Annotated in this window: 6 protein-coding genes; all 6 read right to left on the bottom strand. The window is 37.1% G+C overall.

Annotated elements, in window-relative coordinates:
- Positions 1-238: 238 nt before the first annotated feature.
- On the bottom strand, positions 239-4276 hold the full coding sequence (locus C4F50_RS05690; RefSeq protein ID WP_193845447.1) for a hybrid sensor histidine kinase/response regulator transcription factor: 4038 nt from the start codon (positions 4274-4276) through the stop codon (positions 239-241).
- A gap of 52 nt (positions 4277-4328) precedes the next feature.
- Positions 4329-6170 (bottom strand): metallophosphoesterase family protein, encoded by a 1842-nt coding sequence (locus tag C4F50_RS05685; protein ID WP_193845446.1) that lies wholly within the window; start codon positions 6168-6170, stop codon positions 4329-4331.
- Positions 6171-6505: 335 nt separating this feature from the next.
- Positions 6506-7075 carry a hypothetical protein gene (locus C4F50_RS05680; RefSeq protein ID WP_193845445.1) on the bottom strand — a complete coding sequence of 190 codons (570 nt, stop codon included), beginning with the start codon at positions 7073-7075 and terminating at the stop codon, positions 6506-6508.
- Positions 7076-7085: 10 nt separating this feature from the next.
- On the bottom strand, positions 7086-9353 hold the full coding sequence (locus C4F50_RS05675; protein WP_193845444.1) for a GH92 family glycosyl hydrolase: 2268 nt from the start codon (positions 9351-9353) through the stop codon (positions 7086-7088).
- A gap of 48 nt (positions 9354-9401) precedes the next feature.
- On the bottom strand, positions 9402-11705 hold the full coding sequence (locus C4F50_RS05670) for a GH92 family glycosyl hydrolase (protein WP_193845443.1): 2304 nt from the start codon (positions 11703-11705) through the stop codon (positions 9402-9404).
- A 346-nt stretch (positions 11706-12051) separates the two neighbouring features.
- Positions 12052-13665, bottom strand: a complete 1614-nt coding sequence (locus C4F50_RS05665) for a RagB/SusD family nutrient uptake outer membrane protein (protein WP_193845442.1) — start codon at positions 13663-13665, stop codon at positions 12052-12054.

Here is a 13665-nt window from a genome sequence, read left to right as displayed (position 1 = left end):
GCATTTCGAAGAAAAAAATCTGATCCAATAAGCAAAAAAAATTCGTGAATTGCTTCGCCAATTCGCTGTCGCTCGAGTCGTGGCAAAAAATCATTCAAATCTTTTCAGAGCAAATTGCGGAAATTTCAATTTATAGAAATTAGTGCAATTTCGAAGAAAAAAATCCGATTCAATAAGCAAAAAAAATTCGTGAATTGCTTCGCCTATTCGCTGTCGCTCGAGCCGTGGCAAAAAAAAACTAATTAATCAATTTACTAGGAGGAAAACCAAACTGCTTTTTAAAACAACGGCTGAAGTACAACGGATCATTAAATCCCACCAAATCTGTTACTTCAGAAACATTGTATTTTTTGGTTTTGAGTAATTCTGCTGATTTTTTTAAGCGAATCGTTCTGATAAATTCGTTTGGAGCTAGATCGGTCAATTCTTTGATTTTTCGATATAATTTAGAAGAACTAACCCCTAGCTTATCACAAAGAAAATCGGTTGAAAGATCGACATCGCTTAAATTATCATTGATTAAATTGGTTACTTTTTCCATAAACTCCTCATCGATTGGAGAATGCGTCAGCATGCTAACTTTACTTTCTACTTCGCCAGAGAATTTCTGCTTCAATTCCAACCTCGATTTGATCATATTTTCTATAACCGTTTTCAGCAATAAAGGCTCAAAAGGTTTGACCAAATAACCATCGGCACCAATGTCATAACCTTTTACTTTATCCATATTTTCTCCCAACGCCGTCAGCATCACAACGGGAATATGGCTTATAAATTCGTCATTTTTTAATTGCTGGCAGAATTCTAATCCGTCCATAACGGGCATCATAACATCGGTTACGCACAAAATAGGTTTTATTTGCCGGCAGATTTTTAAGCCTTCTTCCCCATTTTCGGCATCGTAAACTTTGTAGTAATCCGATAAATAATCGACCAAATATTTTCTAAGTTCCGAGTTGTCTTCAATAACCAGAATCTTTTCTTTTAAATCCGTATTCTGAATAATTTTCTTCGCTGCTTTTTCAGGAATCAACATACTTAGATTATCATTTTTCAATGCGTATTCAAACACTTCTTTATGCTCGTACGAATCGCGATCAATCGGAAGTTCGACTCTAAACGTACTTCCTTTTCCCGGTGTGCTTTCAACCGAAATAGTTCCTTTATGAATTGCCACCAAAGATTTCACCAGCGACAATCCGATACCAGAACCCGTATTATTGGCTTTACTGTTGGTTGCCTGATAAAAACGTTTGAAAATTTTCTCCTGACTTTTCAGTGCAATACCAATTCCGTCATCCGTCACTTCAATAACCAAAATATCTTCAACCGTATCTTTCAGCCTGACATACAAATCGACATTTCCGTTTTTGTTGGTAAACTTTAAAGCGTTCGACAAAAGATTGTAAAGAATCTTATCGTACTTATCATTATCCAGCCAGCCTTCGATTGCGTCGTCTTCAGAAATAAAATTGAGCTTAATCTTTTTGTTATAAGCCATTTCTTTAAACGAATCAAAGATGTTTTTTGAATACGATAAAATATCTGTTTTGGTTACTTTCAATTTTAGTTCGCCCGACTGCGCTTTTCTGAAATCCAAAACCTGATTGACCAGATTCAGTAATCGGCTGGCATTTTGATAAATCAGATTGTAACGGCTTTTCTCATAATCTGTTGCATGAGTATTTTCGTCCAAAAGCTGTTTGGCAGGACCTAAAATCAGCGTTAAAGGCGTTCTTAATTCGTGCGAAATGTTCGTGAAGAAACGTAATTTCTCATTGTTTAATTTAACGTCGTGTTCTCTGTTTACTTTCTCTGTAAGCAGTTCCTGTTTTAAGCGAATTCGGTTTTTGATTTCTCTTCTGATGAAATAAAATACTCCGAATAAAATCGCTAAAAACAGTAAAAACGAAGTTGGTGTCAACCAGAACGGCGGCAGGATTTTTATTTTATAAGAAATGGTTTTACTCCAATATCCGTCGCTGTTGCTGGATCGAATTTTGAACGTATAATTGCCCGGATAAAGGTTGGTGTACTGTACAATTCTTGACAAACTGTTGGTTGTAATCCAATGTTTATCAAAACCTTCGAGCATATATTGAAACTTATTCAGCTTTTCGTTTGCAAAAGACGGAGCCGAAAACTGAATCGAAAAGTTGCGGTTTTTATGGCTAAGTTCAATCTCTTTTCCATAATTCAAATCAGTCAAAAGCGGAATCTCGCCATTGATTTCCATTTCTGGAAAAACTTCTTCGTTCTGAATTTTAAACTCTGAAATAACGGGTTCCGGCGACCATTTATTTCTTTTCATTTCTGGAGGCGAAAAAGAAATAATTCCGTTTTTTCCACCTAAAAAAATATTCGAATTATTAAAATAAAAGAAACCGCTTGCGCTAAAAACATCCAGTCTGTTACCACTATTTACGTGATAAATACTGATTTCTTTGAGATTTGATTTAACAAAAGCAATATTATTATTGTTGATATTCAGCCAAAGATTTCCGTTGGCATCCGATAAAATATCGGTAATCCATTTCCCTGAAAGTTCTTTTAGATTCTTAACAGGTTCAAATTCATTCTTTTTCGGGTTGAACAAACACAATCCAAAACGCGTTGAAGCCCATATTTTTCCTTTTACATCAACCAAAACATCACTCACATTTTCGTCGTGCGGTACTCCTTTTTCTTTGATAAATAAAGAGGAAAAGGTTTCTATTTTTCCTGAGCTGCTGTTGTATTTTACAACGCCCGTTTCAGTTGCAAACCAAATATTGCTTTTTGCATCTCTTTCAATTGCATTAATCTGAAAACCAGGCAATAGTTTTCCTTTAGAATTGTCTATTTGCAAGGTTTTTGTATTCAGGATAACGGCTCCTTCACCAAAAGATCCGACGATCAGAGCATCATCCGAAATTTTATTAAAAGCAAAAACCGGCGATTTTTCGAATTCAGCATTTATTTCTCTCGAAGAATTGGTGAGATAATTGTAAACCAGAATATTGCCGTCCCACAAACCGCAGTAAAAAATCTTCCCGTCTTCTGAATAAATACTGGCAATATCTTTTCCAATATTATGTAAAGGTGTTGAATTTTTTGTGTTCGAAATATAAAGTCCGTTGTGGTAAGTCGCTACAATAATTTTTTGGTCGTACGTTTTGGCAAAACCACGAATTCTAGGTGCCTGATTGCCTATCGATCGTGAAATGTCTTTGTTTAAAGTAAATTGATTTTCATAAGGATCGTACTTATCCAGACCGTCTTCTGTACCGATCCACAATACGCCCGAAGCATCAAAATAAAGCGCTGAAATTAAGTTGTCGATAAGTGATGTATCATCTGAAAGTATCGAATAATACCATTTGTAATTGCCTTTCTGAATGTCTTCTAACTGATCGCAGACCAATAATCCACCCAGAGTTCCAACCCAGTATTTTCCGTCTGGAGCACGCGCAACCGATAAAAAATACGGACCTAAAGCACCTCGAATCTGTTTGTTTTCAATGTATAAATTAACAAACTGATTTTTAGCTTTATCCAGTTTGTACAAACCTTCGCGCGTTCCCACAAAAATATCCGATTTAGCATCTTCATATATAAAATTCAGATACGGATTTTTAATGTTCGAATTAGGCACAGAAAGCGTATAATTATTAATTCTGACAATCGCACCTTTTGCGTCGAGTGTGATTTTTACGACACCGCTTTTCTCATAACTTCCGACCCAGATATTGCCTTTTTTGTCTTCAAAAATCGATTTTACGTAATCAAAACCTTTGATGTCGATTTTTTCAAATCGGTTTTCATTCAAAAAGAACAAATACATTCCTTTTGTTTTCGTGCCAACCCAGACTCTTTTAAATTTATCGACATAAACCGATCTTACTTCATCATCAGGAAGGCTGTTGGGATCATTTTTTTTATTGAAAAAAGTGGTAAAAACATGCGTGTCCATTTTGAAAAGCGTCAAACCTTTTCGCGTGCCGATCCATAAATGATTTGAAGCTTCATCCAATTCTAAAGCCGTAATATCGTCGTTATAAAGCCGGTTTTTACCAGGCGTAGAACTCATGTAGTTTTTGAACTGATATCCGTCAAAACGATTTAATCCGGAGAAAGTTCCGAACCACATAAAACCTTTTTTATCCTGTACAATATGACGTACCGAATTATGAGACAATCCGTTATTGTCGTTATAATGGGCAAATTTTATATTCTGTGAGTAAGAATGAAAAAAAAAGGCCGACAACAAGAATAATAAAAAGGATTTTTTGCTCATGAAAATAAATTATAAATGCAATTTAATCTTTTTGATTTAATAAATATCAAATTTATTTAACAGATAAATTATCAATTATGTTATTTTTTAAATCAATTTTAAAATGATTGGAAGGATTGCCATTCTTGGTTTTCAAAAATATTTCGCCCCATAAAACCAGTTTGGGATTATTTGATTTTTTTAACTGTCTGCAGATCAATTCGTATTGTTTTAATCTGTTTTTTCCAATTTCAGAAAAAGCCAGTTCATCAGCATTTTTTAAACGATAAAAATCGAAAATCATATCAAATCCTGTCCAAGACTCAAAATCAGAAAGTTTCAGCGAATTCTCTTTCAAATCTTGAGCTGTTTCTCCTGAATTTTTATTGATTTCTAATAAATCCCTGCCTGATAATTTTTCAATCGATTGTAAAAAATCAGCCGAAAAATCTTCGGGAAGAAAGCGTAAACGCACTAATTCTCTTAAATGCCAATTGACAAAATCTTTATACTCTTTTGCTTTTAGAATTTCTTTGTCCCAAATCTTCGCACTTTGGATTTCTTTTAAATGCGCATATTCCTGTTCGTAAAAAGGGAATAAACTATTGAAATTCTTCACTTTACCAACCACAATCGTTTCGACCTCCACTTCATCCTTAGAATGAATGGTCAAAATTTTATAGGCTGGCATATAGGCCGCTAGCGAGGGCGTTTGAATGTTAAACAACGTATTTCCTTTTGCCGTTGTTCGAATACCTGTATCGTTAATATGCATGTGTCCGCCAAAATGAATCTGAATTCCGGCATCGGCAAACTGCTGGGCTACTTCTTCATCTGGAACTCTTTGCAGCTGCATTTTATTGGCTCCAAAAAGCTGTTTTAACTCTGGCGAAGCATTGTTGTTAAATTCAACCATCGGATAATGACTGAAAGCAATCAGTATTTTGCCTCTTTTTTGGGCTTCTGCCGCAACTTTTTTAACCCAGTTTACTAAATGCGTTTTATAAATCAGAACGTTATTGTAACCTGTATTTGCCCCAGAAAAATCATTCGGATTGTCGGGCTGTCCTGATAATTTTTCATTTGGCACATAGGCATTGGCATCGATTGCTAAAAGCCAGACTCCTTTAACAGGCTCCACCAAATAACTCGCATCGGGCAGGTACAAATGGGTATTTTTTACTAGATACGTTCTTTTTTCTAAAGCGGATTCTTTTTGTGCTTTTTCGAAATTATAATCTTCGTAATGGTAGTCTGAAAATGGTGTTTCCCAATACAAATAATTCTTATTGGGGAAAAAACCAAAATCGCGCATTTCCTGAATCGTTTCTTTATAGCCCCAGTTTTTTATATCGGCTGTGATGATGGGTTCAAGCTCGGTTTTATTTTTATTGAAATGAGCTGCTGAACTGCTTATGATCTGTTCTTTTCCTTCTTTTCCAAGAAAATCAGTTTTAGCGGCATCTTGGGCAAAAGGCTTTACCACATCATGATTTCCAGTTGTGACAAAAAAAGACAGTCCGTATTTTGAAGTATATTCGTTTAGAATTTTTCGAAGTCCACGTATATGAACGGGCTGTCCGTCGTCGCTAAAATCGCCGGGAAGCGCCACTTGTTTAATACCTCTTTTTACTATGTCATTTAAGGCTTCTAAAAAAGCAAAATAGTTTTCGTTGAAAATTCTCGTGGAATGTAACTGCGAATTCATCGTCCTGATATTGGCATATGCTCCCGTTTTCGGATTTGGAATTCCTTTGTAATCGCTGTCTTCGAATTTGGCAAAAATATCTTGTAAATGAGCATCGGCTATAAAAGCAATCTTAACGGGTTTGCTTTTCTGTGCTTGTGCTGTTTTACAAGCTGTTATCACAAAAAGCAAGGCTAATAAACTTGATATTTTAATGAAGCGGTTCATATTTTTGTGTTTTGAAAAATCTGTTTTTGACGCGGATGACACGGATTTACTTCGTAAAGACACGGATAAAAAACGGATTTTTATTTTTCGGTTGAATACAATTAATTAGTTATGACATCAATTGCTGCACATCCGACTGTATAATTTTCTTTTGGTGTTTGCTTTTTTGAAAATACTTTAATTTTAACGCGGATAAAACGCGTTCGTTATCACGAAAACGCGGATTTACACGGATTTCTAAATAAAAATATCCCTGTAATTCAGCGTCTTTAGGAAGTAAATCGGTTTCTTCCGGGTCCAGCTTTACTCAAAGTATTACACTAAAGAAAGCTAATTTAACTTTTATCTACAACTTTAACCAGCGTCCAGTTGATTCCTAAAGGATTTTTAGCAATTTTACAGATCAACGGAAACTCTGGATTTTTTACAATCCACATTTCGGTTTCGTCGATTTGGGCTTTTATGCGAAAGGTTTCTACCAGCTCACCGTCCAGAAATACAGCTGTCTGTGAATCCTCTGCGATTAAATCATAAGTCGTATTGTTGTACACAAACTTTTTATTTTTTATTAATTCCTGATAAGCGGACTGCGAAATCATAAAGAAAGTTTCGGTTGGTTTCAGGTTTAAAACCGGCGCATATTCACCCTGATTGTAACTTAAGGCTGTTCCGTTTTTTAATCCTTCTTTTGTGGTCACGATACTGCTTTTTACGCCTCTGGTTTCTAATTTGAAAGTAACTCCGTCATTTTCTAAATTGGTTTTAAGGGACAGCGTTCTGGTTTGTCCGTGCAGTTTGCAGACAAAGTGTAATTCGGTATTGTTTTTAAGTGTCGGAATGCTGTTTTGCGCAATTCCAATTTGAGAAACCGTACAGAATAGAAGGCCTAAAAATATTTTTTTCATCTTTTGAATTTTATTTTGACGGTGGTAATATCGTTGTTCCCCAAGAGGAAGGTTTCGAATCCATTTCTAAAATCAATTCTCCTCCGTTGTTAATATCATCGTGCGAAATCCAGGCTTTGTTATATGCTTTTCCGTTTAAAAAAGCGGTTTTAATATACTTGTTTTTGCCGCTCCTTTTTTTTGCTGTGATTGTAAAACTTTTACCGTTTTCTAATTTCATAACTGATGCAGCAACCAAAGGCGAATTGATCAGATAATACGGCTGTCCGGCGTTTGGATACAATCCCATCATGTGGAAAGCAAGCCACGAAGACATGGCGCCGGAATCGTCGTTACCTGGAAGTCCTTCCCTTGAAGTATTGAAATTTTTCTGGATTATCGTTCTGATCCTCTCACTGCTCAAATACGGTTTCCCGATCCAGTGATATAAACACGGCGTTAAGAATGAAGGTTCGTTGGCCACATTATACAATTCTGAATCGAATAAAATATTCAATCTGTTTTCAAATGCTTTTTCTCCTCCTGATTTTTTAATTAGTTCTGGAACATCATGCGGAATACTCAGTGAATATTCCCATGAATTGCCTTCGTAGAAAAACACGCACCAATGGCACACATACCAAGGCGATTCGATGATAACCGGCGTATATTTAAAAGTGGGTTTCTGGATTTTTGATTCGCCGAAAACCACATCATCCAGCCAGTTTCCGTCTTTGTCTTTTGGCATGATAAAACCTTTTGCACCGTTATTTTCATAATCGGAACGCCATAGGTTCTGCCAGCTGTCGGCTTGTTTTATGTACTGATTGTATATTTCTGTTCTGCCTAAACCTTTGGCTACAACAGCAATATTGTAATCGTTGTACGAATAATCGATTGTACGGTTTCCGGCGCGGTCTGTACCGTAGGGAACGTAGCCTAATTTCAGGTAATCCATAAGCCCGCCCCTTCCCTCTTTTTCTTCATTTCCTCCAGGCGGAACGGCAGCGTCTTTGAGCATGGCCTGCAGTGCCAGTTCGTAATCGATGCCTTTTAGATTTTTTACAAAAGCATCGGCCAGAACCACCTCAGCATTTGAGCCTCCCTGCGTTCTTCCGTTATCGTTGCCGCTTCTTCCTTCGGGTAAAAAACCTTCACGTTTGTAAATGTTCAGCATGGCGTTGATGATATCCACTTTTCGTTTGGAATCGATAAGGGTGATCAACGGACTTGAGGTTCTAAAAGTATCCCAGATCGTATAAAAATCATCGTAATACGGCTCGTCGTTTGTCCATAACGGATTTTCGCCTGTTCGGTCTACTGGCATAATCATGGTATGATACAAAGCTGTGTAGAACATTTTTTTGTATTCAGTTGATGTATCCTGCGAAAGCTGGATTCTGCCCAGTAAATTTTCCCATTTATTTTCTAATGAATTCAAAACGGCATTAAAGTCCCAATGCGGGATTTCGACTTGGATATTGTTTTTTGCTTTTAATTCACTTAAAAAAGAAATTCCGATTTTCACGTTAACTTCTTCTTTGCCTGAATTTCCGAAAGATACAAGTGCCGCTGTTTTTTTCCCTGAATCAAACTGCGTTTTTTCATTATAAAATTTACCGTCTTTAAAAGTGGCATATTTAGCAATCGGCTGATCGAAAACGGCACAGAAATAAACCGTATAAGCGCGTCCGTTGTTCCACCCGCCTCGGATTCTGCTGTAGCCCCTTACTTCGGTATCCGAAACAATTTCGATCTGAGAACCCACAAACTGCTGGGCTTCCCTGGCATCTGGAATCTTTTCTTCCCCTAGGAAAAATCCGGGATCGATCTTTAATTCTTTGGATTTGTTTTTAGGATAGGTAATGCGGTAAAAAGAAACTTTTTCGCCGGTTGTAATTTCGGTTTTGATTTGATTTTCTTTGAAAACCGTTTCGTAATATCCGAGTTTGACGTTTTCTTCAGCTCTAAAAGAAGTCTGGTCGATTTTATCTAAAGTTCCCGAAAAGGGCATAATAGAGATGTTCCCGTATTTGGGGCCGCCTCCCGTTCCGCTTACGTGCACCTGACTGAATCCGGTTACTTCTTTGGGAATCGGAAGCCAGCCGCTGTTGGGACTCGACGTGCAATCGGGACTTGGTTTTACCATTCCGTACGGACACGAAGGCCCGATAAAAACCCTCCCGACTCCTTCTGATCCAATCATGGGATCAACGTATTGATGAACGGTTTTTTGGGCGTAATTCGTGATTGTGAACAAAAATGATATCCCTAAAAGTATATTTCTGTATATTTTCATTGCTTGTTTATTTCTTTATTTTTTGCCAGATTTAGGTACTAATGTAATTTAAAGTTTGTCCGACATTTTCAGAATAAGTTCTCCTCCGTTTGTAATTTCTTGGTGTGTCAATGTAAAACCCTTTACGGTTTGGTTGTTGTATTTTATGTCTTTAATATAAACATTTTCAGCACTATTATTCTCTGCTTTTATGATAAATGCTTTTCCTGAATAATATTTCGGATTTAACTGAATCGTGATTTTATTAAAAATCGGGCTTCCGATCTGATAAACGGCATCTTGATCTGTTCCTCCATTCATTTGAAACAATCCTAATTTGAGCAAAACGTTCAAACTTCCCATTAATCCCTGATCTTCGTCTCCGTTATAACCTGTTGAAGGAGATAAGCCACTGAAGGTTTCTTTTACAACGTTTCTTGTCCAAAATTGTGTTAAATCGGGTCTTCCTAAAATGGTAAAGATATTCGACGTCTGCATTGACGGCTGATTTCCGAAATTGACCGGAATTCGGCTAAACTCTGGATGTAATTCTGCATCGTGCGATGTACCAGAAGTATATTTTTGCTTTTTAGCAGTTTCGAATTGTGCATTTAGTTTTGCTACTGCTTTTTCTTTTCCTCCCATTAAATTGGCTAATCCATCAATATCGTGCGGTACAAACCAAGTTGACTGTGCTCCGTTTGATTCTATAAATCCGTTCTCATATTGATACGGATCGTAGTTTTCGCGCCATTTTCCTTCTACGTTTTTCGGGCGCATCCAGCCAATTGACTTATCAAAAACATTTTGATAGTTTTGAGCTCTTTTCATGAAGTAATTATAATCTTTTTCATGGTTTAATTTCTTTGCTAATTGAGCCAAAGTCCAATCTTGATAAGCGTATTCTAAAGTCTGGCTCGCGCCGTCTTCGTGACTTCCAAAATTACCTTCGGGAAGCGGATACGGCACATATCCTTTTTCTAAATAATGTTTTAGACCGCCCCCAATATTGGTTTTATGTTCGTATCCGGCTTTTTCCATAATACCGCCCGGCATATGGTTTTTCTTTAAAGCGATGTAAATTTCTTCTAAATCTTCTTTTACAATTCCTTTTTGTATGGCACTGACGATAAACGGCGTAGCCGAAGCTCCCGTCATTACATAGGTATCATTTCCGCCTGAAGGTCCGCGCGGGATCATACCGCTGTCTTTGTAATATTGCATTAAAGAATACACAAATTCTTCCATAATTTCAGGATAAACCAATCCCCAAAGGTTATTGATCGTCCATTGCGCACCCCAAAAAGCGTCTGAATTATAGTGATTGAATTTGGGTTTCCCGTCAGCATTTAAGGGCAGCTGCCCAATCTTGAATCTGTCTCCCGAGTTATCAGGATAGGCTCCGTTGGCGTCACTGATTATTTTTCTCCCTTGCAGGCCATGCCATAAATCGGTATAAAATCTTCTTTGATCGGTTGTTGTTCCTCCTTCGACTTGTATTCTTCCTAATAAATCATTCCATTCTTTTTTGGAATCTGAAACTGTTTTGTTGAAATTCCAATGCGGTAATTCTGTTTCGATATTGTAATCAGCGTTTTTGATTGAAGTGTAGGAGATTCCGACTTTCATTAATACTATTGGAGTTTTTTCACTAAAATGAACTAGAAAATTTCCTGTTGTATTATCTCTTTCAACCGATGTAACGGGTTCTTTTGTTTTAATTTTAAAAAATACGGTTAAAGGTTTGGGACGTCTGAAATTGGTACTCAAAACCAAAGATCCTGAAAGCTCATAATCGCTGTTTTTTTCTAATTTACCGCTGGTGTTTTCGCAAGGCCCTAAAATGGTATTTAGATTGAAGAGAACTGCTTTTTGTGTTTTAACTGGAAATGTATATTTATGAAAACCAACTCTTTTGGTACTGGTTAATTCTGCCGTAATCTGATATCGATCTAATTTTAGTAAATGATATCCTGGGGTTATCATTTCAGTTTTATGACTGAATTTTGAATAAAAATCTTTAAAAACTACCGTTTTATTTTCTTTCGAAATTGTTACGGGCATTACCGATACGCCGGACATCTGCCATTCGTGAACGTGGCTGAAACCTTTTACTGTATCTGTAGTATACTTATAACCGCCGCCCCAATCGCCTTTTATTTCGGTATCGGGATTTAAGTTGACCATTCCAAAGGGACGACTTGCGGATGAAAAGTAAAACCATCTTGAGTTTTCGGTGTCCAACAACGGATAAACCAGATTTGAAACTTGTTTCTTTGAAGAAACTGTTTTCTGGGCGTTGCACGACACTAAAAAAATAAGTGTTATACTAATTGCAATATGTCCTATTTTATAGATTTTTTTTAATTCCATTTATTCTTTTTGTATTGGTGGGGCACTAGTATCGGGCAGGATTTTTTTAGATCATTTTGTTCTAAATCGAAAAATACAGGCACAGGAATTCCCTGTTGGTTATGAAGTGTTTCAAAACCTAAATAAATTGAATGTTACAAAACTTGATCTTTCCTTGATTTTCCGAAACGCATTCAATCAAGCTTTGTGTTCATTCAAAAAACTAAAAATAAAACCGAACTGATTTTCATGAGCAACTAAGAAATCAGTTTTCTCGTAGTAAAAAAGGAGAAGAGTTTTGCTCTCCTCTCCTTTTAAAATTAAAATGCTTACAAGGCGCGTACTAAACTAAATTCTAAATCTTATATTAATATCCGTCGTTCTGAGTCAGAGCCGGATTTAAAACCATTGCATTTGTCGGGATTGGGAAAACACGACGGTAAACATCTGTATTTGTTTTGTATCCCCATGTTCCTTCGTATTTTCCAAAACGAATCATATCATTTCTATGCCAGGCTTCTTGTGCAAACTCTCGGCTTCTTTCTTGATACAGCTGCTCTAACGTTACACCGTTCAATGCGGCAGAAGTAGTTCTGTTAGAACGAACCAAATTTACTAATGCATCTGAACTTTGTCCTAGTGTAACTGCTCCTCCACGTAAAATGGCTTCTGCTTTCATTAAAAGAATGTCTGAGTAACGTAAAAACGGCACATCATTATTTTGATTACGGCTTGTTGACGTATTATCCGGATAGAATTTAATGTTTCTGTAACCCATATTCCAAGCGATTTCGTCATTCCCTAAATCAAACAACGTAACACTCTGGCGCGGTACTATATTCGGGGTCAAATTAACTTGGTACGTATAAGCGGCACTTCCATCTGATCCTGTATAAAACTGATCGTATCCTTTTTTAGTGGTTGTAACCATTACTGGTGTCACACCATCATTCATGTATTGTAAACCTGTCAGCCATTGTCTGTTACGAATGTCATTTGCATCATTAAAATAAGCATAGAATTCTGGCAGGGTGCTTCTAGGCGCACTAGGTGTAAAAGGCAGGCCGAATTTTGCTCTTTCAGAACGAGGAACATCATAACGTGCGTGATACATTTGTCCGTTGAAACCTACTGTAACTGCTGCAGGATCGTAAGGAATGGCAAAAATGAACTCTTTCATCTGCGGTCCGTTGTTCGGATAAAACATTTGAAGGTAAGTCGCTCTTGGCTCAATTGCATATAATCCTGAATTGATTACCTGGTCGCAGGCTGCAATACAATCGTTGTTACGATCTGTTCCTGTGTAGACTCCAGCATTCAAATATAATTTTGCCAGCATTGCATTGGCTGTTTGTTTATTTGGTCTTCCGTAAGTTGAAACTCCAGAGGCTGGGTTCAAATTCGGAATGGCTTTCTTTAATTCTCTTTCAATAAAATTAAAGACCTCTTTTCTCGGTGTTTTAGCATGAGCTGTAAAATCTCCGTAAACGGTATCGAGCGGCACATCTCCATAACTGTCCATCATCATAAAATACGAAATGGCGCGCATGGTTTTTAATTCTGAAATCAGAGTGGCTTTGTCTGATCCTTCCGGCATTGACTGGTTCAAAATTGAAATGGATTGATTGCTTAATCCAATCACTTTTGAAGTCCAGTCCCAAAGGCTTCCTACTATTCCGTTATCAGCATTCCAATCGTGATAATGCATTGCAATGTAGTTTCGGTTATCAAACCAGTTTCCTCCTCTTGCCGGCAGGATCGATTCGTCTGTAGATAAAGACTGTGACCACCACCAGGCAAACGAAAACTCACCTCTAAATGCGGCATAAACCGGCCCCGTTGTCTGAATATATTGTGTTGAATTTTGAGGAAAAACTTCTGGTGTTAACTGCGTTGTAATAGGCACATCAAGATCTTCGCACGACCATAACAAACCAGCTGCAAGTACTGGGAGTCCAAGATATTTTAATATATTTTTCAT

The sequence above is a fragment of the Flavobacterium hungaricum genome (genome assembly GCF_015182285.1).
In the GTDB taxonomy this organism is placed as follows: Bacteria; Bacteroidota; Bacteroidia; order Flavobacteriales; family Flavobacteriaceae; genus Flavobacterium; species Flavobacterium hungaricum.
This window is presented reverse-complemented; position numbering and strand designations above follow the sequence as displayed.